Origin of the sequence: Corynebacterium sp. A21 (assembly GCF_052266655.1) — a bacterium.
Taxonomy (GTDB): Bacteria; Actinomycetota; Actinomycetes; order Mycobacteriales; family Mycobacteriaceae; genus Corynebacterium.
Genome location: NZ_JBQPQY010000005.1, coordinates 1 through 24,692, shown reverse-complemented (window position 1 = coordinate 24,692; position 24,692 = coordinate 1). Strand labels below are relative to the sequence as shown.

General features: G+C 60.0%; 20 protein-coding genes, 1 tRNA gene and 1 rRNA gene. 6 read left to right on the top strand and 16 right to left on the bottom strand.

All coding sequences use genetic code 11. The features are described from left to right. Positions 1–101: 101 nt before the first annotated feature. Entirely contained in the window at positions 102–818 is a 717-nt protein-coding gene (locus ACTU46_RS09575; RefSeq protein ID WP_443381325.1) for an SDR family oxidoreductase, read from the bottom strand. A gap of 105 nt (positions 819–923) precedes the next feature. Next, positions 924–2,003 (bottom strand): alkene reductase, encoded by a 1,080-nt coding sequence (locus ACTU46_RS09570; RefSeq protein WP_443381323.1) that lies wholly within the window; start codon positions 2,001–2,003, stop codon positions 924–926. Between the two features lie 169 nt (positions 2,004–2,172). On the opposite strand from ACTU46_RS09570, the gene ACTU46_RS09565 reads away from it, so the two are divergent. After that, on the top strand, positions 2,173–2,775 hold the full coding sequence (locus tag ACTU46_RS09565) for a TetR/AcrR family transcriptional regulator (protein WP_443381321.1): 603 nt from the start codon (positions 2,173–2,175) through the stop codon (positions 2,773–2,775). Positions 2,776–2,839: 64 nt separating this feature from the next. Here the strand turns inward: ACTU46_RS09565 and ACTU46_RS09560 are convergent, their stop codons facing one another. Together ACTU46_RS09560 and ACTU46_RS09555 are read right to left on the bottom strand one after the other, a co-directional pair. Next, positions 2,840–3,325, bottom strand: a complete 486-nt coding sequence (locus ACTU46_RS09560) for a winged helix-turn-helix transcriptional regulator (protein ID WP_443381319.1) — start codon at positions 3,323–3,325, stop codon at positions 2,840–2,842. 79 nt (positions 3,326–3,404) lie between these two features. After that, a complete protein-coding gene (locus ACTU46_RS09555) occupies positions 3,405–3,794 on the bottom strand; it encodes a tautomerase family protein (RefSeq protein ID WP_443381317.1) in 390 nt (129 codons plus the stop codon). 343 nt (positions 3,795–4,137) lie between these two features. Here ACTU46_RS09555 and ACTU46_RS09550 point away from each other — a divergent pair, with 343 nt between their 5' ends. Continuing rightward, positions 4,138–5,475: an MFS transporter gene (locus ACTU46_RS09550; protein WP_443381315.1), complete on the top strand. Its 1,338-nt coding sequence runs from the start codon at positions 4,138–4,140 to the stop codon at positions 5,473–5,475. A gap of 337 nt (positions 5,476–5,812) precedes the next feature. Here ACTU46_RS09550 and ACTU46_RS09545 read toward each other — a convergent pair. The 3 genes from ACTU46_RS09545 to pgm form a co-directional block, all read right to left on the bottom strand. Further along, a tRNA-Ala gene (locus tag ACTU46_RS09545) sits at positions 5,813–5,885 on the bottom strand. A gap of 241 nt (positions 5,886–6,126) precedes the next feature. After that, positions 6,127–6,852: a DsbA family protein gene (locus tag ACTU46_RS09540; protein ID WP_443381313.1), complete on the bottom strand. Its 726-nt coding sequence runs from the start codon at positions 6,850–6,852 to the stop codon at positions 6,127–6,129. Positions 6,853–7,096: 244 nt separating this feature from the next. Then, a complete protein-coding gene (pgm, locus tag ACTU46_RS09535; protein ID WP_443381311.1) occupies positions 7,097–8,755 on the bottom strand; it encodes a phosphoglucomutase (alpha-D-glucose-1,6-bisphosphate-dependent) in 1,659 nt (552 codons plus the stop codon). Between the two features lie 354 nt (positions 8,756–9,109). Between pgm and ACTU46_RS09530 the strand changes: the two genes are divergently transcribed. Genes ACTU46_RS09530 through ACTU46_RS09520 form a run of 3 tightly spaced genes read left to right on the top strand, consistent with a single transcriptional unit; the run spans position 9,110 to position 11,281 of the window. Continuing rightward, on the top strand, positions 9,110–10,531 hold the full coding sequence (locus ACTU46_RS09530) for an alanine/glycine:cation symporter family protein (protein ID WP_443381520.1): 1,422 nt from the start codon (positions 9,110–9,112) through the stop codon (positions 10,529–10,531). 10 nt (positions 10,532–10,541) lie between these two features. After that, positions 10,542–10,895: a fluoride efflux transporter family protein gene (locus ACTU46_RS09525; RefSeq protein ID WP_443381309.1), complete on the top strand. Its 354-nt coding sequence runs from the start codon at positions 10,542–10,544 to the stop codon at positions 10,893–10,895. Next, the gene (locus ACTU46_RS09520) at positions 10,892–11,281 is read left to right on the top strand and encodes a fluoride efflux transporter FluC (RefSeq protein WP_443381308.1); all 390 of its coding nucleotides are present in this window, start codon (positions 10,892–10,894) and stop codon (positions 11,279–11,281) included. Before ACTU46_RS09525 ends, ACTU46_RS09520 begins: the two co-directional genes overlap by 4 nt. A 130-nt stretch (positions 11,282–11,411) precedes the next feature. Here the strand turns inward: ACTU46_RS09520 and ACTU46_RS09515 are convergent, their stop codons facing one another. Both ACTU46_RS09515 and ACTU46_RS09510 read right to left on the bottom strand, forming a co-directional pair. Continuing rightward, positions 11,412–13,964 carry an ABC transporter permease gene (locus tag ACTU46_RS09515; RefSeq protein ID WP_443381306.1) on the bottom strand — a complete coding sequence of 851 codons (2,553 nt, stop codon included), beginning with the start codon at positions 13,962–13,964 and terminating at the stop codon, positions 11,412–11,414. A 17-nt stretch (positions 13,965–13,981) separates the two neighbouring features. Next, entirely contained in the window at positions 13,982–14,761 is a 780-nt protein-coding gene (locus ACTU46_RS09510) for an ABC transporter ATP-binding protein (RefSeq protein ID WP_443381304.1), read from the bottom strand. A 205-nt stretch (positions 14,762–14,966) separates the two neighbouring features. On the opposite strand from ACTU46_RS09510, the gene ilvD reads away from it, so the two are divergent. Continuing rightward, on the top strand, positions 14,967–16,679 hold the full coding sequence (gene ilvD / locus ACTU46_RS09505; protein ID WP_443381303.1) for a dihydroxy-acid dehydratase: 1,713 nt from the start codon (positions 14,967–14,969) through the stop codon (positions 16,677–16,679). 303 nt (positions 16,680–16,982) lie between these two features. Here the strand turns inward: ilvD and ACTU46_RS09500 are convergent, their stop codons facing one another. The 7 genes from ACTU46_RS09500 to rrf form a co-directional block, all read right to left on the bottom strand. Further along, positions 16,983–17,831, bottom strand: coding sequence for a sugar phosphate isomerase/epimerase family protein (locus tag ACTU46_RS09500; RefSeq protein ID WP_443381301.1), 849 nt, complete (start codon positions 17,829–17,831; stop codon positions 16,983–16,985). Then, complete coding sequence (locus tag ACTU46_RS09495) at positions 17,831–18,994, bottom strand: Gfo/Idh/MocA family protein (protein WP_443381300.1); 1,164 nt, start codon at positions 18,992–18,994, stop codon at positions 17,831–17,833. The genes ACTU46_RS09500 and ACTU46_RS09495 overlap by 1 nt, the downstream gene beginning before the upstream one ends. Before the next feature lie 11 nt (positions 18,995–19,005). Beyond that, on the bottom strand, positions 19,006–20,019 hold the full coding sequence (locus ACTU46_RS09490) for a Gfo/Idh/MocA family protein (RefSeq protein WP_443381298.1): 1,014 nt from the start codon (positions 20,017–20,019) through the stop codon (positions 19,006–19,008). Positions 20,020–20,031: 12 nt separating this feature from the next. Continuing rightward, positions 20,032–20,910 carry a sugar phosphate isomerase/epimerase family protein gene (locus tag ACTU46_RS09485; RefSeq protein ID WP_443381297.1) on the bottom strand — a complete coding sequence of 293 codons (879 nt, stop codon included), beginning with the start codon at positions 20,908–20,910 and terminating at the stop codon, positions 20,032–20,034. A 284-nt stretch (positions 20,911–21,194) separates the two neighbouring features. After that, positions 21,195–22,634 (bottom strand): MFS transporter, encoded by a 1,440-nt coding sequence (locus ACTU46_RS09480; protein WP_443381295.1) that lies wholly within the window; start codon positions 22,632–22,634, stop codon positions 21,195–21,197. 133 nt (positions 22,635–22,767) lie between these two features. Further along, entirely contained in the window at positions 22,768–23,262 is a 495-nt protein-coding gene (locus tag ACTU46_RS09475) for a transposase (protein WP_443381294.1), read from the bottom strand. Between the two features lie 1,130 nt (positions 23,263–24,392). Next, positions 24,393–24,510 (bottom strand): 5S ribosomal RNA (rrf, locus tag ACTU46_RS09470). Positions 24,511–24,692: the final 182 nt, after the last annotated feature.

Sequence of the window (24,692 nt, the reverse complement as noted above, 5' to 3'; positions counted from 1 at the left end):
CGAGGATCCGGTGCAGATAATACAGCGGTCAGGTGCCTGGCCCGGGCCGATTTCTTCACGGGAGGTCCCCATCAGAACTGCAGCCCGACCAGACGCCGGGGCTATACTGCGGTGTCACCGAGCTGCGGATAGAGCGCTGCTAAAGGCGCACTGAGTCCGGCCTTCAGTTGCACGGAGGTGTCGTCGGCGAGGACCTCAAACTCCCCCGCCTCGGTGGCATCAAACACCTTGGATACAAGTACGGCGGGGTCGACCTTCGAGTCAGTGATGTGTGCCGCCATGGCTGTGTCCACCCAACCGACGTGCACGCCGACGACATGGACCCCTGCGGGGAGCAGCTCCAGTCGCAGGGAGTTTGTCGCAGACCACAATGCGGCCTTGGTAGCTGAATAGATCCCCATGACGGCGTACCAAGCCAGTGCCGAATGGATGTTGATGATCGCCGTGTTCCCGCCCTTCGACGAGAGGATGGGTGCGAACGCGCGGGTAAGGAAGATCGGACCAAGGAAATTGGTCTCGACATTCGACCGGATTTCCTCATCAGTTTGGCTCAGGATGCCAGGGGTGGAGGCGCCGGCGCCAGCATTGTTGATCAGCACGGTCACGTCTGGTGCGGCATCAACGACGGCCTGAATGGAGACCGGGTCGGTGACATCGAGGCGGAGCGGGACAACGCGGCCATCATCCCAGGTACGCGGGTTTCGGGCGGTGGCGTAGACCTTGGCCGCGCCGCGGGCGAGCGCCTCGCGGACAAACTGGGTACCGATTCCACCGTTGGCTCCGGTAACGAGAACGACGGCTCCATTGAGTGAGGGCATGAGCACTTCTTTCATATGAGGTTGGCTGAAGAAAAGTTGGGCAAGATATGAGCCGCCCGATGAGTGAGGAATATGAACACTTTCGGGCGGTTCACGGGAATGATGCTAGGCGTGGATAAAGACCGGGTAATCGGTGTATCCGGCGGCATCTCCGCCATAGATGGTGGTCGGGTCCAACTCATTCAACGAGGCATCCGTGCGCAACCGCTCGACGATATCGGGATTGGCCAGCGCGAACCGACCAAGCGGCGCAATGTCCGCCAGCCCGGCGTCGATGTCGGCAGCGATCTGCCCACGCTCCCGTCCGTAGCGGACCACGAGCACCGCTGTCGGCCATACTTCCCGGAAGGAACGCAGCAGCTCGTCATCTCCCAGGTGATGCACGTGCAGGTAGGCAAGGTTCAGCTTCGCGAGCTCGCCGACCAGGTAGCGGTACTGGGCGTGCACCGATTCGGTGTCACCCTCGTTGATACCACCGAGGGGGAAAGCCGGGGAGATACGGATGCCGGTGCGGTCCGCGCCGATCTCCTCAGCAACGGCCTGCGCGACCTCAATGACGAACCGGGCCCGGTTCTCCACCGAGCCGCCGTAGGTGTCGGTGCGGTGGTTGGCGTTGGGAGACAAGAACTGGTGGAGCAGGTACCCGTTGGCGGCGTGGATCTCCACCCCATCTGCGCCAGCTTCGATCGCCGAGGCTGCGGCATGACGGAACTCACCGATAACGTCTTGAATTTCCTCGGTACTCAGCGCGCGCGGTGTCGGGATCTGCTGCGGGCCGGTGGAGGTGTGAACCTCTTCCCCGGGAGCGATTGCGGAGGGTGCGACCGGCTGGCGGTGGTGCGGGGTATTGTCCGGGTGCGAGGTCCGGCCCACGTGCATCAGCTGGACGAATAGGTGCCCACCGCCCTCGTGCACCGCGTCGGCGACCTTCTGCCACCCTTCGATGTGCTCGGGCGTGTAGATGCCCGGGGTGTTGACATAGCCCTGCCCGTCCGCGGAGGGCTGAGTTCCCTCAGTGATCAGCAGACCAAGGGTCGCACGCTGACCGTAGTATTCCGCCATCAACTCCCCTGGAGTGCCATCGGCATTCGCCCGGTTGCGCGTCATCGGAGCCATGGCCAGTCGGTGCGGGAGCTCGACGCGTCCCAGCGTAAACGATTGCCACAAAGAAGAAGGTGAAGTCATGAAACTAGTTCCTTTACATCGAATGGTCAGAAGCGGCCACTGCGGCGACCTGGGTAAGAGGCACTCTCATGTCGCCGTGGAAGAATGAGTCCAGGCACATACGAGCCCATTTTGCAGTGACTGTACTCATAAATGAGTATAGTCATAGTTTATTCCAGGAGGACCGTCCATGTCAGTCACACCACAGTCGCCCGGTCGACGCGAGCGGAACAAGCAGGCCAAACTCGAACGCATCATCGCTGCCGCCAGTGAACTGTTTGCCACACAGGGCGTCGATGATGTCACTACCCAGCAGATCGCGGACAAAGCCGACATCGGCACCGGCACCCTGTTCCTCTATGCCAAGACCAAGGGCGAGCTGCTACTGCTCGTACAGAACACGCACTACGCCACGGCGCTTGCTCGCGGGACAGTGGCTGCCGAGCAGACACCCGACATGCTCGACGCCGTGCTGGCAATCGCCACGCCCATCGTGGAGTGCAACCGCGCCCAGGTCGACAACGGGCGCACCTACCTGCGCGAGATGGTCTTCGGGGACCCCAGCGAGCCACACCATGCCGAAGCACTGCGCATCATCGCCGAGACCGAAAAAGCCTACGCAGAGGTTCTCTGTCGCGAGGAGACCATCCCTGACGCCGATGCCGCCACCCTGGCCAGGGTCGTCTCCTCGATCACGTTCCTGACGATGGCCAGCGGCTCACATTCGACCGCCGACACCGAAGCAATTATCAAGAATATCCGCGAGCAGATCGCGGTGATCCTGCCCCGCTGATGTCAGCGGGGACTGTCCGCTGCATCGCCCTGATTGCACCACAAACCAAGCCCGCTTTGCTCGACTACTCGGTACCGGAATCATCAGCGTCGCTGAAGCGAATGAATTCCACTTCCTCCTGGCCCACTATTGCGCCCTGCGCATCGACCAAAGCGGCCCGTACGCGCTGATGTCCATCGCGAGTCACCGGAAGCACGTTTCCCGTTCCCTCCCGCGGAATATGAGATTCGCCCCACTGCTGCATCGCCACCAGCACGATCTTCAGTTCAGCGCCGGCTGCGGTGAGATCATAGGCTTCGCGTGTCCGCTGCCCCGGCTCCTGATAGGGAGTCCGTTCCAGCACACCGTGCTCCACCAGTGCGTTCAACCGCGTAGTGAGCACATCACTCGCGATACCCAGTGAGTCCCGGAACTGCGCGAAGGTACGTCTCCCCAGGAGTGCCTCGCGGAGAAGCAAAAAGCTCCAGGGATCACTCAGCACCCCGAGAGATCTGGCGATGGCGCACTGACTGTCCAACGTATTCATCAGAATTCGAGATTTACGGGGCATAGATTATTCCTCTCCAGGATCTGCCTGACCACTCCTGCAGCGATGCTTGAATGGAGCTGCCTGACACCTTCAAGATGCACTATTCGGGAGCGAGCTGCAGCTCACCCCTACCGAAGGAGAAGTTCTCCTTCGGCACCGGGATCAAGGCAATGAACACATCATCGGCGCTGATACCCAGCGTCTCCACGACCTTGCGGCACAAAACCTTCGTCAGTACCTTTTTGTCTGCCGCCGAACGCTCGGCTGTGAAGAGCACGGTCATGATGATTGCATCCGCGCTTCGCTGCATCCCCATGTAGGTGGAGTTCAGATAAAGATCATCCGGGCTGTGCGCAGTGATGACGACGAACTGATCATCAACGGGAATCCCCAATGCCTCATTGAGCGCCTCCGGCAGAGCTCCTGCCAGGGCATGCTTCTGCTCCGGCGAGAACCTCTGATCGGGAATGTGGACCTGGAATACCGGCATCGTCAACGACTCCTTCTGCACGCCTTTCGGCCCGCAATATTTCACCTGAGTTTCCATAGCCAACCTAGCATCAGTAGGGTTGATTCCAGCGAACTGCAACCTGGAAATCCTCTCTTGAAGGAGACCACCCATGCGATACACCACGTCTGGACGCCGACCTGGCCTGCGGGTATCGCAGTACGCCCTCGGCACCGGGTGGGGATGGTCAATAAAGTTCGCGGCCGGAGTGAACCCGCAGCGGAAGCTCCCCTGCGCTGGCAAGGCCCGGAAGAACCCGCGAGGCTCTGTCCAAGAGAGCCTGCAGAGGTTGGGCCCCGATTATCAAGTTCCCAGAGGATAGCTGATGACAATTCCACCCCAACGGCCGATGGCTCCCGCACACCCCAGCCAAGACCATCGCACCGAGCACCTGGCTGATCATCCACCCGGACCCCGCCTGAGGTCTGATCATGGGGCAACATCACCTGAGCACACCTCCTCTTCACCCGAGCGAAGACGACTGGGAAGGCGTGGGGCGTTCTGGGCTTCAGCATCGGTGCTCGCGTTGGTGCTCTGGTCTTCCGGGGCACCCAGCGTGCTGTACCCGATCTACGCAGAGCAGTGGGAGCTAACTCCCCTCACCATCACCACCGTGTTCGCGACCTACCAACTCGCACTCATCATCGTCCTGCCGCTCTTCGGAAATCTCTCCGACCAGTTCGGTAGACGACTTGTCATGATTGCCGGAGTCGCCCTCATTGCCGTCTCCGCGATCCTTTTCGCCTTCGCCCCTAATGTGGCGTTCCTGTTCATGGGCAGAGTGCTGCAAGGAGCTGGTGCCGGGTTGGCGATGGGAGCGGGAACTGCGTCGCTCATCGAGAACAACACCAGCGCCAATCCCCGACTCGCCAGTTCCATGGCAACCATCTCCACTGCGACCGGTCTCACGCTTGCTCTGGTGCTCAGTGGTGTGCTCGCGCAGTTCGCCCCGTTGCCCCTGTTCTGGAGCTACATCGTCCTGCTCACCCTGTCTGTGGCATCTATCGCGGCACTGATCCTCTCCCCCGACGACCGCCCGCCCCGTGCCCGTCGCTGGCGGCCGCAGGCCCCCAGTGTTCCCCGCGGCATCAGGCTGCAGTTCACCATCGCCACGTTGTCAGTCTCGCTGGCTTATTGTGTGGGCGCGATTTTCCTCTCCCTCGGGGCCCACATGATCACCCAGTTCGCACAGACCGGAAACACCGCGATCGTCGGGGTTCTCCTCGGCAGCTCCTCGCTGGCCATCGGCCTCACCGCGCTGTTCCTGTCGCGGATCCCGCCCCGAACCTCCGTCTCCATCGGTGCAGTCCTGACGATCCTCAGCCTCGGGCTCATGGGCGCCGCCAGCACGTTCGGGTCCGTCTCCCTGTTCCTCAGCTGGTGCATCATCGGCGGCATCGCCTACTCCTTCGCCTTCACCGGAGGGCTCGGTTTCATCAACCAGGTTGCTTCCGGGCAGCACCGCGGCACGACCTTATCTCTGCTTTACCTGGTCGCCTATGCCCTCCAAGCGGGTACCGCTATCGGCGTCGGCATGGTCGCAACGAACGGCACTTTGACCACTGCAGTCGTTATTGCCGCCCTATCGTTGACCGCACTCAGCGCCACTGTGCTCGTTCTCATGACTTTCGCGCTGCGGGCCAAGAAGGCCGGCACAGCCTAATCAGCCGCCGATGGCGATCCTCGGACCGAGGCCCTCTCGCCGAATTCGAACTCGATCCATTCCTGACTTTCGGGGACTCGGTTTCCAGCGCTCCACCTCGGGGAAAGCAACCCACCCCCGCGAAACCCACCCAAGAGGATAAATAGCTGCAAGGAGCCCAGAAAAGCGCTGTTTCGGGCCCGACGCAGGCCTTCTTGCAGCTATTTATCCACGCCCTGAACGTACAACCGCGGATCCGGGCGTGCTAAACACCGCCCCCGGCAGGACCAACCCACCGATACAACGAGAAAACCTCCGTCCAGATCCTGAAGATCTGAACGGAGGTTCCCATATGAAGTGGAGCTAAGGGGATTCGAACCCCTGACCCCCACACTGCCAGTGTGGTGCGCTACCAGCTGCGCCATAGCCCCTCAAACAACTCTTGTAAAGATACACGGAGCCACCGAGAGGGACCAAATCCGCTGGTAGCGGACTTAACCCCGAGTAGTACACCCGAACTGTCCCCGACAACCGAAACCGCCGGGGAACAACAACCAGGAATCCGGTATCTTCCCGAAGAACGCCGATTCCCAACGTCTAAAAACCAAGGCCCGCCACAGTGTTTTCACTGTAGCGGGCCCCCGGGTTCACACAACCAAAAGCAGTCTGGAATTAACCCTGCTTGGCGATCTCCACCCAGTTGTTCAGGTCATTTTCAGCGATGTCCTTGCCATCCTGGATGATGCGCGGGGAGGACAGGCTGCCGGTCTGTTCCTGCAGGTAGGTGGCGTTGGCGGTGCCGATAGCGGCGGCATCTTCCTGGAATTCACCATTGTTGATGGATTCGGCCACCGCACTCGGGGCGCCCAGGGTGGTGGCGGCGGCGGCGAAGTCTTCATCTTCCCACTTGTTGACGATATCGTCCTGGTTCTCCAGCAGCAGGGTGCGGAAGTTCCAGTAGAGGTCGGCGTCACCGTGCTCCAGCACGGAGAGAGCGGCGGCCAGGGAACGGTGGGAGTTGCCCGAGGTGTTCTCACGGTCCAGGAAGTGCAGCGGCTCGATGTTGACCACGAGCTCGCCGCCTTCCACCGCATCCTTCAGCTGGGCATCGGTGGCGATGGCCAGTTCACCGCAGTGCGGGCAGCTGAAGTCCTCGAAGAGACCGACCACCGGGGTCGATTCGGTGGCCTGGTCGGACTTGAGGGTGATCATGTCGCCGTCGCGCACAGCGTCGAACTGGACATCCTGGAACTCACGCTCGGCGATCCACTCGGTCTTCGCGTCCTTGGAGGAGTAGACGATGTATCCGACGACGACGACGGCAATGACCAGGACGGCCACGATCGCCCAGATAAATCCGTTGCTCTTCTCATTGGGCGACTTGATCTTGTTACTCACGGTGCACCTTGCTGTTTCTGGGGGTCGACTTCGAATCCCCTCCGGTCCCGGGACTGTCGGCCCCGAGGTTTCAACGTCTCCGACTTTATCTGACTTAGTGGCTGCGTCACAGATCCAGCGGTGACAGCTCCCCGGCACAGCGCCGGTAACTAAGAATCCGCACGGCGGAACTATCGGCCGGGCCCCGAACCTCCGGGGCTGCGACTTCCCCACTCCCAGGGTGAAGTAGCAGCACAAGCAGGTTTTATTCGCCCAGAACCTGGCTGACCAAGGCCTGGGCCTCCTGCTGAACCTGCTTGAGGTGATCTTCCCCACGGAAGGACTCAGCGTAGATCTTGTACTTGTCCTCGGTGCCGGAGGGGCGGGCCGCGAACCAGGCATTCTCGGTGGTCACCTTCAGTCCGCCGATGGCCGCACCGTTGCCGGGGGCCTGGGTCAGCTTGGCGGTGATGGCCTCGCCAGCCAGCTCAGTGGCGGTGACCTGTTCCGGGGAGAGCTTCTTCAGGATCGCCTTCTGCTCGCGGTTCGCCGGGGCGTCGGTACGCGCATAAGCCGGCGCCCCGAACTCTTCGGCGAGCTCGGCATAGCGTTGGGAGGGGGTCTTGCCGGTGACAGCGGTGATCTCAGCGGCCAGCAGGTTGAGGATCAGGCCGTCCTTGTCGGTGGACCAGACGGTGCCGTCATGGCGGAGGAAAGAGGCGCCGGCGGACTCTTCGCCGCCGAAGCCGACGCTGCCGTCGATCAGGCCGGGTACGAACCATTTGAAGCCGACCGGAACCTCGTTGAGCTGACGGCCGAGCTTGGCCACCACACGATCAATCATGGAGGAGGAGACCAGGGTCTTTCCCACTGCGGTCTCGGCACCCCACTGCGGCCGGTTGGCGAAGAGATACTCGATCGCCACCGCCAGGTAATGGTTGGGGTTCATCAGACCGTGATCCGGGGTGACGATGCCATGGCGGTCGGCATCGGCGTCATTGCCGGTGGCGATGTCATAGCGGTCTCGGTTGGCAATCAACGAGGCCATGGCGTTCGGTGAGGAGCAGTCCATGCGGATCTGACCGTCGGTGTCCAGGGTCATGAAGCGGAAGGTGGCATCCACCAGCGGGTTGACCACAGTCAGGTTGAGTTTGTGGGTCTCGGCGATGGCGCCCCAATAATCCACCGAAGCGCCACCCATCGGGTCCGCACCGATGGCGAGACCGGAGTTGCGGATGGCCTCGATGTTGAGGACATTCGGCAGATCTGCGACGTATTCGCCCATGAAGTCATGTCGCGTGGTGCGCTCGTCGAGGACGCCGGTGACGGCGGTGCGCTTGACGTCCTTCAAACCGCCGCGAAGCAGCTCATTGGCCCGGGCCGCGATCCAGTCGGTGGCGTCGGTGTCGGCCGGACCACCGTTCCAGGGGTTATATTTGAAGCCACCGTCGCGGGGCGGGTTGTGGGAGGGCGTGATCACGATGCCGTCAGCGAGCTTGCGGGAGGGGCCTGCGGCACCCCACTGCACCCCCTTGTTGTAGCGCAGGATGGCGTGGGAGATTGCCGGGGTCGGGGTGTAGCGGCCCGCGGCGTCGACAAGCACCTCGACGTCATTGGCCAGCAGTACCTCGAGGGCAGAGACCATGGCCGGCTCCGAAAGGGCGTGGGTGTCGCGGCCGATGAACAATGGGCCGGCCCAGGAGTTCTGGTTGCGGTAATCCACGATGGCCTGGGTGGTTGCCAGGATGTGGTGCTCATTGAAGGCGCTGTCCAGGGAGGATCCCCGGTGACCGGAGGTACCGAAGGCCACCTGCTGATCAGGGTTCTCCACGTCCGGGGTGCGCGTGTAGTACGCGGTGACCAGTTCAGCGATGTCAATCAGGTCCTCGGGGCGGGCGGGCTGCCCGGCGCGTTCATGGGCCATGGGGTTCTCCTTCGGCACGGTTCTTCATGTATTGCGGATCTATATCCGAAAACGGCGGTCATTTACTACGCTCCCCATCATTCCCCGCGCCGGACATTCCTGCAGGCACTACAGGGGGTGAGCTACACCCCCCTCCTCACCCTCACCCACCGGATGTCCGGGCACCTCGGACCGCCGCCGCCCAGCACTGCGGGGGTGCACCGCCAATTAGGCGCCGAATCACCCGAAACCTCAGCGCTATGGGCGTATCTTAAGTCACAGAAACTGCCCTAAATAGGAAAATATCACCCTATTCCAGGCTTCAATCTCCCCAATTCCCGCACAGGATATACCCATCAATGGAAAGGCATGGACATGGAAACGCTGACCACCGTCTTCGGCAATCTGTCCTCGATCGTCTGGGGGCCATTCCTCCTGATCCCCCTCCTCCTCGGTACCGGCCTCTACCTGACCATCCGCCTCGGCGGGATCCAATTCCGTACCCTCGGCCGCGCTATGCGGCACGCCTTCTTTGACGGCCCCGAGGATGGGGACTCCAAGGGCGATATCTCCAACTATCAGGCCTTGACCACCGCACTGGCCGCCACCGTCGGTGTGGGCAATATCGTCGGCGTCGCCACCGCCATCAGTATCGGCGGACCCGGCGCGCTGTTCTGGATCTGGGTGACCGGTCTGCTGGGCATGGCCTCCAAGTACACCGAGGCCTTTCTGGGTGTCCGCTTCCGCACCACCGATGAAAAGGGCGAGCAGGTCGGTGGACCGCAGGAGTACCTCAAGCGCGGTATCAAGGGACCCGTCGGCAAGATCCTGGCTTTTTCCTTCACCATCTTCGCCATCATCGCTTCCTTCGGCATCGGCAACATGACCCAGTCCAACGCCGTCGCCACCGGCCTGGAAACCACCTTCGGCATCAGTCCGATGCTCACCGGCGTGGTGATGTTCGTCGGAATCGGCGCGGTGCTGCTGGGCGGTATCCAGGCCATCGGCCGCATCACTTCCGCGTTCGTGCCGATGATGATTGTCATCTATGTGGTGGCGGGCATCGTCGTGCTGATCATCAATGCCGCTGATATCCCGGCCGGTCTGGCCCTGGTCTTCACCGATGCCTTCACCGGCACCGCCGCCGCCGGTGGCTTCGTCGGCTCCGGCATCATGATGGCCATCCAGTTCGGTGTCGCCCGAGGCATCTTCTCCAATGAGTCCGGCATGGGTTCCGCAGCCATCGCCGCCGCCGCCGCGAAGACCTCCCACCCGGTTCGCCAGGGTCTGGTCTCCATGACCCAGACCTTCATCGACACCCTCATCGTCGTCTCCATCACCGGGCTGGTCATCGTCACCACCGGTGTCTGGGACCTCGGTGCGGACCGGGCCGGTGGCATGACGGCCGTCGCCTTCAGCCATGGTCTGCCTGGCGACTGGGGCGGCATGATCGTGGCGCTATCCGTGGTCTTCTTCGCCTTCTCCACCATTCTGGGTTGGTCCTACTATGGCGAGCGCAACGTGGTCTCCCTACTGGGACGTCGCTGGTCACTGCCCTACCGCCTGCTGTTCACCGTGGTTGTCTTTATTGGTGCCACCACTGAGCTGACGGTGGTCTGGAACTTCTCCGACCTGGCCAACGGTCTGATGGCGCTGCCGAACTTGATCGGCCTACTGATTCTCTCGGGTTTCGTGGCCCGCGAAACCAGGGCCTATCTCAAGTTCGATCCGAAGCTCACGGCCAGCGAAGCCGAGGTCAAGGCTTTCCGGGAATCACAGAAGATGGTCTGGCAGTAACCTGGGGCAGGTGATTTCTGAGGCGCTGCGGATCGGGGCCGGCGCAGCTTTAGGTGCGCTGGCCCGTTGTGCCTTGCTCGGGGTCTTCATCGACCAACTTTGGCCGATCCTGGTGATCAACCTGTTCGGCTCACTGCTCATGGGGCTGCTGCGCCCCGGTGCCTTTCTCGGGGCGGGTGTCCTCGGCGGCTTCACCACCTTCTCCACCTTCATTGCGCTGTCCCTGGCGCAGCCTCCCCTCCCAGCGGCCGCATATCTGGGGCTGAGCGTGCTCGGCTGCGTGGGGGCCTGGTTGCTGGGGGACCAGGCACGCCGCACTTATCTCCAGAGCGCTAATCGACGCCGCGGGCAGGCGGAAAAGTGAGCGGGTTCAGCGCCCCTGAGCTGCTGCTCGCCGCCCTGGCCGTAGCACTCGGCGCCTTCCTCGGCGGCGCGCTGCGCGGCCTGCTCCGCCACCGCCCCGGCGGGCTGCGCGGCACCTGGACCGCCAACCTCAGCGCCTGTCTGGTGTTGGGGGTGCTCCTCGGTTCCGGGTTGGGTACCAGCGGAAGTGGTGTGCCGGTGCTGTGGCAGCTGGCCCTGGGCACCGGATTCAGTGGGGCACTGTCCACCTGGTCGACCTTGGCCGGGGAGCTTGGCTCACTGCTGCGGGAGCGTTCCTGGCGGCACCTGCTGCGGTACCTGGTGGCAACCCTGGCAGGTGGCTTGCTGGTGGGCTGGGTCGGTTGGGAGCTGGGTTCCTTCCTCTGATCCTGGCTCGCCTGGTCGGGGTGCCCGCGGGCAGTGGGGAACGCGGCGTCGATAAGCACGCCCACCGGGAAACACAAACTCCCGCCGCCGCAGTGGTAGCGGAGGCGGGAGTCTGCCGAAGGAGAATTCCCTACTCTTGTGCGATGGCGTCGAGTGCGGGGGTTTTCGCCGCCCGCTGCGCCGGCCAGATCGCGGCAAGCACGCCCACCGCAATGGAGCCCAGGAAGGTCCAGCCCAGGTTGTCCCAGGGGATGGACAGGGAATCTAATCCTTCCCCGGCCAGCACCTTAATGAAGGACCAGCCCAGGAAGAGACCGATGAGCATGCCCATGATCGCACCGAAGACCGCGATCTGGACAGCTTCCAGGGTGATCATCGTGCGCACCTGGGTGCGCTGTCCGCCCACCGCGCGGAGCATGCCGATCTCCTGACGGCGCTCAATCACGTTGAGGGTCAAGGTATTGACGATGCCCAGGATCGCGATGATCACCGCCAACGCCAGCAGCGCGTAGAGGATGTTCATCATCATGTCGATCGCCTGGGTGGCCTGACCGGCGATCTCCTCACCGGTCATGACCTGGACGACGATGAAGTCCTTGACCGAGGTCTCCAGGTTGCTGCGGAGCTGATCCAGATCAACGCTGCCATCCCCCATCACGCCGATGTTCAACAACATCTGGGCCTGCGGAGGCAACATGGCATCCGCCAGCTCCTGACTGACGATCAGCCGTCCCAGGGTGAAGTTGGGTTCAAAAATACCCACCAGCTCCGACTCCACTGGTTCCAAGCTCAGCGGGGAGCTCACCTGCACGGTGTCACCGACCGCCCAGCCCTTCTCGGCGGCGACGGTGGAATCCACGGCCACCCCCTCGGTGCCACTCAAGTCAGATGTCCCGGCGGTGACCTCCAGTTTGATCATCTCGGCGGCATCACCGCCGACGATATTCGTGGAACCGTAACCACCGGGGCCATAGGTCGCCAGGTCATCGACGTAGATCGGGGCCATGCCCAAAGTGACCACCTCACCCACGCCGGCGGTCTCCCGGACCGCCTCCGTGGCCTCGAAGGGCACCGGGAAACTGCCGTTGGTGGGACCGGAGAGGATGTAGTCCGCGTGGTAGTCATTCTCGATCATGTCGGAGATCGAGGATTTCATGGTGTCGCCCAGCATGCCGATAGCGGTCACCAGCGCCACCCCGAGAGTCAGGGCGAAGGCGGTGGTGGCGGTGCGCCGCGGATTGCGCTTGGAGTTGGTGGCGGCCAGCTTGCCGACGGCCCCGAAGGGGGCGCCGATCACGCGGCCCACACCGGGAACCACCGGGAGGGAGAACGCCGGGCCTGCCAGGAAGAAACCGATGATCACGCCGAGGGCACCGACGCCGACCAGGCTGGCGCGGTTACCGGTGCTGGCATCCTCAAGGAAGGCACCAGCCAGGGCCGCAAGCACACCGATCGTGATAAGCAGAGCACCGATGATGGTGCGGCCCTTCAGTGAGGAACCGGCCGCTGACTCAGTGGTGCGCATGGCCTCCACCGGCTTAACCGCCCCGGCCCGACGCGCGGGCATCCAGGCGGAGACGACGGTGACCAGTGCACCCAACACAATCGGGACGATCACCGATGCCGGGGTCAGACCCAGACCGGATTCCGGCAGCGCCAGATCAAAGGCGGCGAGCAGTGCCTTGATGCCCTGCACCAGGCCGAGGCCCACCACCACACCGATGGCCGAGCCGACGATGCCGACAATCAGTGCCTCGAAGACCACCGAGCGGGTGATCTGCTTCTGGGAGGCACCCAGCGCGCGCAGCAGGGCGAACTCCTTGGTGCGCTGGGCGACGATCATGGAGAAGGTGTTCGCGATCAGGAAGGTACCCACCAGCAACGCCACCAAACCGAAGGCGAGGAGGAAGTAATTGACGAAGCTCAGCGCCAGCTCCATCGCCTCGCTGGCTTCCGCCGCCAGCGTCTCGCCGGTTTCCACGCTCACCCCCTCGAGCTCAGTCCGCAGCTCATCGACCAACTGAGTGGGATCCACCCCTTCAGCCGCCGCGACCGCGAGCGAGGGCAGGTTCACCCCGTCGGTGTAGCGCTCCAGGTAACCGTCCTCAGCCATGGAGACGCTGATGGCGGGTCCCGCGTCAACGGCAGGTTCGTAGATGCCGGAGACGGTGACCTCAGTGCGTTGCTGGGGATCCACCACCAGCAGTTTCTCCCCGACGGTGATGTCGAATTTCTCGGCGGCCGAGTCATTGATCATCACCTGCGCCGCGCCCTCCGGCGCAGCGCCCTCGACAATCTCCCCGCTCTGGGCAACGGCGTCCGCTGGGTCATACCAGATGCTGATTCCGGCAGGCATCCCCGCAGTCTGGATGGCATTGCCCTCGGCGTCGGCGAGCACCACGGTGGTGGAGCCGGAGAAGTTGATCTGTGCCACCCCATCATTGGCGGCGACGGCGTCACGGATCTCCTGTGAAATCCCGGTGGTGCCGGCCTCCTGATCAGGGCTGACCGAAACATCAACCCCTTCATAGGCGGTGGCGACCGCTGAGGTGAAGGTACTGGAGAGGGCGTTGGTGAACATGAAGGCACCGGAGATGAAGGCGGTACCCAGCACCACGGCGATGATGGTCAGCGCCATCCGGAGCTTATGAGCCGAGAGATTGCGGAGGCTCACCTTCCGCATTGTCGTGTCCTTGGCCATTAGTTCTTACGCTCGATCCCGGCCATGGTGGCCAGAATGTCGTCGATCGCCGGGTCGCGCAGTTCCTTGACGATCTTGCCGTCCGAAAGGAAGATCACGCGATCGGCATAAGAGGCGGCCTTGGCATCGTGGGTGACGATGACCACGGTCTGGTCATCCTCATCCACCGCATTGCGCAGAATATTGAGCACCTCAGCCGAGGAATTCGAGTCCAGGTTACCGGTGGGCTCATCACCGAAGATGATCTCCGGGCGGGAGACCAGTGCCCGGGCACAGGCCACACGCTGCTGCTGGCCACCGGAGAGCTCCGCCGGGCGGTGGTTGAGACGATTGCTCAGCCCCAGGCGCTCGGTGATGTAGCCGAACCACTCCTGATCGACCTTGCGGCCGGCGATATCGGTGGGCAGGGTGATGTTCTCCTGCGCGGTGAGCGTGGGAACCAGGTTGAAGGACTGGAAAATGAAGCCCAGGCGGTCACGCCGCAGGTTCGTCATGTCCTTGTCCTTCAGGGAGGACAGATCTGTCTCGCCGATGAAGGCCTGACCGGAGGTCGCCGAATCCAGCCCCGCCATGCAGTGCATCAGAGTGGACTTGCCGGAACCGGAGGGGCCCATGATCGCGGTGAACTCATTGCGGATGAAGGACACGTTCACGCTCTGGAGCGCGGTGACCGAGGTATCCCCGGCACCGTACTCCTTACGCAGGTTCACTGCCCGGGCAGCGGCCTCCCCCTCGGACAGGGTGCTCTCGGTCATCGGTCGCTGCTCTGACTCTGACATTAAAATATGTCTCCTTCGGAATGTGTTCTACTGGCCGTGCATTAAATGCTCACTAAACTAACTGCCATTAAAATTACCTCAGGGTCCGGACATCCACATCGGGGGTTACCCGGATCTTCCCCGATTTTCGACGCTCTTCGGTGCAGGTGAAACCCCCATTATGCGGTTTATATCACAACCTTAAAAAGTGCCCTAGACTGGTCACATGACTAGCCAGCCTGACACCCCATCCGTTGATATCAAACCCCGCTCCCGAGACGTCACCGATGGACTGAAATCCACCGCCTCCCGCGGCATGCTCCGCGCCGTGGGCATGGGTGACGATGACTGGGTAAAGCCGCAGATCGGTGTGGCCTCCTCCTGGAATGAGATCACCCCCTGCAACCTGACACTGAAAAAGCTCGCCGAGTTCACCAAGGAAGGTGTGCACGAAGCAGGCGGCTATCCGCTTGAGTTCGGCACCATCTCCGTCTCTGACGGCATCTCCATGGGCCATGAGGGCATGCACTATTCCCTGGTCTCCCGTGAGGTGATCACCGACTCCGTGGAAGTCGTGATGTCCGCAGAGCGGCTCGACGGCTCCGTCCTGCTGGCCGGTTGCGATAAATCCATCCCCGGAATGCTCATGGCTGCCGCCCGACTCGACCTCGCCAGCGTCTTCCTCTACAACGGCTCCACCATGCCTGGCACCGCCCGCTTCGAGGACGGCACCGAAAAGGAGGTCACGCTTATCGACGCCTTCGAGGCCGTCGGTGCGTGCCGGGCAGGCAACATGTCCCTGGCCGACGTCGATGCGGTGGAACGCGCCGTCTGCCCGGGTGAAGGTGCCTGCGGCGGTATGTACACCGCCAACACCATGGCCTCAGCCGCCGAGGCGATGGGCATGTCCCTGCCGGGTTCCGCCGCTCCCCCGGCGATCCACCGCAACCGCACCGAGTACGCCCGCAAATCCGGCAAGGCGGTCTACCACCTGCTCGAGCAAGGCATCACCACCCGCGACATCATCACCCGGGAATCACTGCTCAATGCCGTGGCCGTGGTCATGGCCCTGGGTGGTTCCACCAATGCGGTGCTTCATCTGCTCGCCATCGCCAAGGAAGCAGAGGTGGAGCTGCACCTGGAAGACTTCAACATGGTCTCCGACAAGGTGCCGCACCTGGGTAACCTCAAGCCTTTCGGCGAGTACGTGATGAACGATGTCTTCAAGATCGGCGGCATCCCGGTGGTCATGAAGGCGCTTCTCGACGCCGGGCTGCTCAACGGTGACTGCCTCACCGTCACGGGTAAGACCGTCGCGGAGAACCTCGCCGGCATCAACCCGCCGGACCCCGACGGCAAAATCCTCCGCGCCCTGGATAACCCGATCCACGCACACGGCGGACTCTCCATCCTCAAGGGCAACCTTGCCCCGGAGGGTGCCGTGGTCAAGACCGCCGGCTTCGACGCCGAAGTCTTCGAAGGCACCGCCCGAGTCTTCGAACGGGAACAGCCCGCCATGGATGCCGTGCTCAACGGTGAACTCCAGAAGGGTGATGTGGTGATCATCCGTTACGAGGGCCCGAAGGGCGGACCCGGAATGCGTGAGATGCTCTCCATCACCGGGGCAATCAAGGGAGCAGGCATCGGCAAGGACGTCCTGCTGATCACCGACGGCCGCTTCTCCGGTGGTTCCACCGGGCTGGTCATCGGCCATGTTGCCCCGGAAGCCGTGGACGGCGGTCCCATCGCCTTCGTTGAGGACGGCGACCCCATCCGGGTCAACATCCCTGAGCGCACCATCGACGTCGACATCTCCCCGGAGGAGATGGCGCGACGGAAAGCAGCCTGGGTGATCCCGGAGAACCCGCGGCTGCACGGTGTGCTCGGCAAGTACGCGAAGCTGGTTCACTCCGCTGCTGTGGGAGCGGTCTGTTACTAGTACTGCGTCGTGACTAATAGCCACGGTCAAGGAATAATAATCCTGGATGATTGATTCCGGGGTTTTAGTGGTCATAGGTGATCAACGACCGCAACACCGGTTGCCCGGTGGCCGAGCTAGCTGGGGTAACCCCAGAAGACTCTCGTCAGAGCTTTGTCCCTACCGGGTATGTGGAAATAGATCCACCAGCTACGCGGACGCCCCCGAACAACTACCCCGAAAATTTCGGTGGATCCAGGATTCATGGGCACACGATAAACGCCCGGCTGGAAAAGTCCAGCCGGGCGTTTGTCGTGGCTGAGGTTACCAGCCGATAGAGGTGAGGTAATCGCGGGAATCCTTGATGCAGTCGAAGGGATCGCGGCCGTAGGTCAGGTCCTGTTCGATGAAGAAGTGCTCGGCACCTGCGGTCTTAGCTGCGGGGAGAAGCTCGGGCCAGTTCATGTTGCCTTGCCCGACTTCAGCGAATTCGACGATGTTGACAAACTTGTCGTAGCCGTCCATGAAATTGCCCTCATTGAAAAGGTCCATTGCTTCCTGCGGCAACTCGGTGACACGGAAATCCTTCACGTGGATCAGTTTGCACACACCCTCGTATTCTTTGAGCATGTCCAGAGGTGCCATGCCACCGCGCTGAACCCAGTGCAGATCAACCTCAAAGAACAGCGATGGAGCGACGCGACGAACAATGTCAAAAATACGCTCATTGCCGAATTTATGCAGGTCAACGTGGTGGTTGTGGTAGCACAGTGTGATTCCCTCTGCTGCCAGGCGAGCTGCATAGGGTTCAACCTCAGCTGCCCACTTTTCCGTAGCTTCCTTTGAGGTCATTGCCTGGAACGGCAGCATGCCGATGCGGGTGAATTTGACGCCAAGGCGCGTGCAGTCCGCGACGATCTTGTCGAAATCAGTTTCCAGTTTGTCCACACCCGGTGCCGAGGATTGGCCCAGAGCTACGGAAAGTGCTCCAACTTCAATGCCGAGTTCCTTGATGCCGCGCTCGAGCGCGGCGGTGTTCTCTTCATTCATCGGAATTTGAGAAACCTCAACCGAGGCGATGTTGAGTTCCTTGAGTTTTTCAAGGACGTGGTACATGCCTTGTTCGGCAACCTGATCCTTGAGCATCATCATCTGTACGCCAATGTCAGCCATTAGTTACGCTCCTCAAACTTTCCTTCGTCCTTGATGCGCTTGTTGAGCTGCTCAAGATAAGTTGCTTCATCAAAGTTGACCAGGTCGACTTCCTTGCCGGTCCAGGAAGACAGGTGGATGCCGTTGGCCAACTGGACGCCATAGATTCCGTCGCTGCCTGGTGCGAGTAGTTCTTCTTCGCCATTAACTGCACCGGCGAAATTACGCATCACCTCGCAGTGCTGCTCGCCCCAGACTGACTCGTATTCCTTGGTCTCCACGGAAACGTACTGGCTCATATCGAGCTGGCCGGTGAACAGCTTCTCCACAACGTCCATGCCCATGCCCTGGGAAAGGGTCTCCTCGTTTTCAACGAAACGAGAGATGGTGACCTTCTTTGAATCATCAACGACGATCTTGCCCTTGTCGCAGAGGATCTCCAGGCGGTCAGTGCCGATCATGTCGTGGGTGCAGGTGATGAATGTGCCGGTAGCACCGTTAGGGAAGCTAACGAGAGCATTGACCTCATCTTCAACAGCGATGTCACGCTTAAAGCCGTATTCTGCGCGAGCGAAGACCCGCTCCGGGGTGCCACAGAGCCACTGCCACAGATCGAGCTGGTGTGGCGCCTGATTCACCAGCACGCCGCCGCCCTCGCCGCCCCAGGTGGCGCGCCAATCGGACTGGTTGTAGTAACCCTGCGGACGCCACCAGGTCGTGATGATCCAGGAGGTGTGGCGAAGGTTGCCCAATTCGCCGGAATCCATGATCGCCTTCAAGTCCTTGTAGAGCTCATTGGTGCGCTGGTTGAAGAACACCCCGAACTGAAGCTCTGGCTTGGTCTTAGCCAGCTCGATCAGCTCATTAGCTTGCTTGGTGTAAACACCAACAGGCTTTTCGACGAGCGCATGCACGTTATTCTCCAGCGCGAAGATACCCATCTCCGGGTGAAGGTAGTGAGGAACGGTGGTCACCACGGCATCAACATCACCAGAGGTGATCATTTCTTTATAATCCTCGTAGAAAGAAACACCGTACTCATCCGCGGCCTCCTTCTTCTCCGGAAGGATGTCGGAGATTGCGCCGATCTCCATGTTGTTCACACGACCCTCATTGAGGAATTTCGCGTACATGCTGCCTTCGGCACCGAAGCCGATAATTCCGAGACGAATTTTCTTATTCATGTGTTTTCTTTCTAGGTAGATTTCTGATTCTCCGAGGAGGAATAGATTGCTTTGGCAATGTTCAGTGAAGCCATTGCTTCAGCCGGGTTGATCCAAAATGGTTCGGAATCATTGAGCCGTTCATAGAAGTCCCGGATGAGCAGTTCGTGGCTTACTCCCCAGTAACTTCTGCCTTCTGTTTCTTGGGTGCGCTCTTCATAACGGTCAACTCGGCCGTCATTCCAGGTCACCGTGAGCCCGTCACGGAGTTCAACCAACGCACGCTCACAGTCGAGTTCAATCTCAACGTGACGGTGACGCGCATTAGTTAAAGTGCCGTAGAAACTGGTCCGCACTCCGGAGCTATGCCCCAGATATGCGTGTGCGGTATCTTCCACGTCGACCACATCGGCGTATTTGTCCGTGGAGACCAGACCGGTGACATCGGTGGCAGGTCCAAGGAACCACTGCAGCAGATCGAGGGTGTGAATTGCCTGGTTCATCAGCAATCCGCCACCGGAATGAGCTTGCTGGCCGCGCCACGGCTTCACGGTGTAGTAGCCCGGGGTTCGGGTCCACACCACAGAAGAATAAGCACCATTAACCTTCCCCAGTTCACCGGAATCAAGCAACCGGCGTAATTCCTGGGAAGAGATGTTGTAGCGGTTCTGGAAGCACACGCCAACCTTCGGTGCATCGGGGTGTGCTTCCAGGTAATCGACAAGCCGCTGGGCTTCAGTCAATTCATGAGCCAGAGGTTTTTCCAGAACAACGTTTACCCCGTAGCGCAATGCTTCAAGCGCTAGATCGATGTGTTGATCATGCGGAGTGGTGATATGCAGAACGTCGATCTCTTCTGCAGAAAAAAGCTCGTCCAGACTGCCGTACGCCGTTGCACCGGTCTTTGCAGAAAGTGCTCGACCTGCATCAAGATTGGAATCAACTACCGCGACAAATCGGATGCCGAGCTCTTCTCCCAATGCCTGCAGAGCTTCACTATGCACGGTTGCGACATCGCCGCATCCCACAAGCGCAGCATTCCTCATAATGGCTATTCCTTAGTTGTATTGGGTGTTGAGGTTATCCAGGATGTCGGTCAGCGCGTCATATGCGCTTGTCCACTGGTCAGGTCCACACAACCCGCCGAATTCATCGAAGTCACCGAGGTGCGGCTCGATGGAGAGAAAACCCTCGTATCCGTTCTTCTGAAGCTCGGCAAGGAGCTCGGGATATTGGCCATCGCCTTGTCCCGCAGGCTTGATAATGCCAATAGGATCCTCCGCAGATGGAACTGTTGCATCCTTGATGTGGACATAGTCGACATGGTCCCTAACGATCGGCCAAGACTCATCAAAAGGCTTGAAACCGGTCTGGACGTAGTTCGCGGCATCGAAAATCGCGCGGTAATGAGGAGAGTCGATGGTCGTCATCAAATCCCTGACTCGTTGTGGCGAGTCCCCATAAATCCCCTTCTCGTTCTCATGGAGAAGAGTGATGTCACCATCTTCGGCCAACTCAACCATCGCGCGAGTACGGGAAATAACCTCTTCGCGGTAGTCATCCGGGTTGTCACCTTCCGGAATGAAGAAAGAGAACATGCGGATAAATTTCACACCAAAGAACTTCGCTACCTCAACTCCATGTCGAGCGCGCTCCAAGTGCCCCTCAAAAGGATCAGTGATGTTGATCTTTCCAAGATCGGAACCCACAGCAGATAAAGAAATGCCGGCAGCATCGAGTTTCGACTTAGCTGAGTGCAGCTCTTCCTGAGTGAGATCCAAAACCTTCGTTCCCCAGGCGCTGCGGAATTCAACATAATTGATATTGAGTTTCTTCAACAATGCAATTTGTTCGTCGAGATCATGCGCAATCTCGTCAGCAAAACCAGTGATAGTAAACAAAATGTCCCTCAGCTTCTGTGACGTTGCAGGAATCAACCACAACCCTGCGTTTCAAGTCACTTTACAGGCAAAACGTGCAAATTGGTAGGATCATTGGAGGTTTTCCCATCCCCCTCTTCTGATGCTTTTCGACGCCACCCCTGACCCCACGGCGCCTGCCCTGCCGCGGATTGCGCCTTTGCATGGGATGCGCTGGACCTGGCCCCCGTGCGGTGGGCACCCTGCCACCAGCATGATGCCGGGAAAGGGGATCCGCCACCCATGAAAGTTCTTTTGTTAGAACTTTCATGGGACCTAGTCACTTCAGCGACAACACCTATTTAGCCTCGTCGGGCGGCAAGGATTGCCACGTTCTCTTCCACTTTCTTCTTCTTGAGCGGGTAGAAGAACAGCAGGGCAAGAGCGACCAGAAGACAGCCGACCCCGGGGATGACGTTAGCGAGGAAGTACACACCGTTGATTGCCGCCTCAGATTGTTGGGCTCCTTGCGCCGCGATGGCGGAGTCGAATCCCACCCACGCGAGCGAAGCACCGATGAGGAATCCTGCAATTGCCTGTCCCAGCTTGCGCGCCCAGGAGTAAACGGCGTACACAGTGCCGTCGTCACGGGAACCGGTACGAACTTCCTGATAGTCAATGACATCGGTAATGAAAGCCCACACCAGGAAGTTGAAGGTGTTTACCGCGAACATTGCCACTGCATAGAAACTGATCCACACAATTGGATTGTCGATCTTCAAAAAGTATGCAGCCAGAAGGACAATGCCTGCGAGGAACATCGCGACGATAGCAACTTCAGCCTTGCCGAACTTCCTGGCCAGCCAGGGCGACAGCAGAATCAGGGAGAGGGATGGGACAAGGGCGACGAAGGAGGCCGGGGATTGCAAACGGCCATCACGGAAGTACTCCAAGAAGAGATAGCCAAGCATGCCTCCGAGGAACATGAAGGAGAGCAGCAGGAGCAACGCCGCAACGATGAGGCCAAGCAAGGCACGGTTGCTCAAAACCAATCCCAGCATCTTGCCGATGCTGGTCCTCTCCACCTGCGCACCCTCATCTTCAACCACACGCTCTTTAGTCTGCGTGTACAGGATGTAGTAGCAAATCACAGCCAAGATCGAACAGACAATCGCAGACCACATCATGCGCTCGCCAGACAAGATGGAGACGCCAGCTTCGTTAGTGACATAAATAACCAGTGGCAGAAGAGAGGAGATAACGATGTTCGCTAGGTTGCCACCGGTGGAACGCCATGCGGACAAGTGGGAGCGATCATCTGGGTTTGAGGAGACAACCGAAGCCATCGAGCCATAAGGGATGTTGATCGCGCTATAGCAAATGGAGCCCCACAGGAAGTATGTTGCAGTCATCCATGCGACCTTCGCAGCATAAGAATCGAAATCAGCGACGAAGGACATGTACATCAGCGCCGACGCGATAGCGACCGGGATGGCGATCCATTTGACCCAGCGCTTGAATTTGTAGCCGGAGCGACCGTTTGGCAAGCGGTCGACGATGATACCCATCGCTACGTCGGTGAATGCATCAAAGAGGCGAGCAACCAACAGAAGCGCACCAACGTGGCCCGGGTGAATACCCACCACATTGGTATAGAAGATCATGAAGAAAGTGGACTGGAGGATGAAGGTGAAGTCATTTCCGAAATCACCGAACATGTAGCCGAGTTTGTCGCGGAAGCCGAAGGGACGAACACTACGTTCGACGGTCAAAGGCGCCTTTGTGGCGATAGCTGTGTTCATGAGTATCTCCAAGTTGAACGGAAATCGAACAGGTTAAGTTGGAATGAATTCAACCACGCCATTGGTGATACATGCTATCAATATGAAGCTTATGTGATCTGCCCCACAATCACTGGGGGTAGTGTCCTGCCAGTCACTGGGGTGGGCAGTGGATCACCCACATCAATTGAGCCGCACATGGTTTGTCAAAAAGCTCGCCCGCACCAGTAGATATGTCCCCGGTCACATTTTTCTCCCATCCCCAAGTTGCCGGGAGGAAATAAGTAGGACTCCAAAAGTATGGGGGTACCGTTAAACGCAGATTTTTGTTGCTCCACTCAACGCAATGAGTTTTGCGCGCCTGGGAGCGGAGTGTGGGTGGGGTGGACGCGGTGGAACTGTGGTTGTCCGGGGTGCCAAAGTTGGATGGGTGCAGGTTGGCCGTCAAGGCCGGTGAGGTGTGTTTCTGGCAGACCTCGATGATCCGGCAGCATCCCATTATATTGACCACATCTGGCAGCTTTTCCTCCACGGCCGATGCATATCCGGTGAACCCATCTATACGCACCACCTGTACCCGATCCCGGAAGTCCTGGTCTCTGACATTCAGCCAGGACCGTAGGACATGGGCACTTCTCCTGGGGACCACATGTCGATCAGCCGTGTCAGGCCTTCCCCACCGACGACCGGGGTCAGGTCTACCAGGACTGCGGCATAGGAGTCCTCCTCGCCGGCTCAGTGAGTGCAGTTCCAGATATGTTCGTCCACCCTGAGAATGCGTACCCTATCCAGGTCGTGCGGATTGTCGTAGACCAAGCCTCGGCAGGCATCACGTGCTCAGGTCGACCCCCAGTGCCCTCGCAGTTGCAGCTACGCCCATGCGGCCCTTGAGCAGACGTTGAAGGTCCAAAGGTACCCGGGGTGGGGGCCTTCTGCTCCGGCGCCTATAGAGACCTCACCGTTGGCCTGCCACCTGAGCAAGACGATTCGGTGAATTCATCTCTAGAATTCCAGTCAGAAAACCGCGGAGTGTCTGTCACCCTGATACAGACATAGTGGTCAGAAATCAGCCTCCTTAAGGTCCGTCCACCCTCAGGGAAAGACCCTCATCAGGAAACATCAGTCAAGCCGATGGGCAGGTCAATTATCATTGATTGAGCAGATTTACGACAGCGCTGAGCGCATGACGACCTGCTGTTTCCTGACCAGACCAAATAAGATAGCGAATCTCCAAATTCTTGGCGAGCTTAATGGGCAGACGGGGATGCTGAAGTAACCGGAATTTCAGCCCTCTTTTGGCAGGTATTTTTGACGAAACACACGTCGTCCACGCAGGGGTTCCTGGAAGTTTCAAATCGACATGCGCCAGGCTAAGACGCAGGGATCGGGGGATCCGCCCAGCTTATCGACGCCGTCCTCAAAGCCAGGCATCTAGAAGAAAGCTCGGGTCAGCACCGTAGATGCCCAGCGGCCGCGGAGAGCCTCCAACTATGACTGGAGAGCAGACGAGGAAACATCACAACGCTGGTTAGCTCGCGGTGTTTCCCGGCCAGCCACCCCAACCACGAAAACACACCCACCCCAGCAAACCCATTCACCCCAGACACGCCGGCACCCCACGCTGCTCCCGGACATACAAAAAAGGGGCCCGGCCAAAGGGGGGTGCGAACACACCCCCCGACCGGGCCCCACAATCATGCTCAGGGCATGACAAAAGCCCCGGTATGCCACCCCACAAGGGGTGACACACCGGGACCATCATCAATCATTAAGTTAAAGCGTTGGCAGCGACCTACTCTCCCACACCCTCCCAGGTGCAGTACCATCAGCGCGAACAGGCTTAGCTTCCGGGTTCGGAAAGGGACCGGGCGTGACCCTGCAGCAATAAACCACCAACACAACCAACCAACACAACAACCACACCCCACCCCCACCAACACACACGTGTATTGATGGGACCTGGTATGCGTGTCATGTCAGACACTGCACAGTAGACGCAAACAACAATATAATTGCCGCTCGTTACAAAACAACCACCACAAAGATGATCGCCACGCTATAAACAAACCATGTTTATGT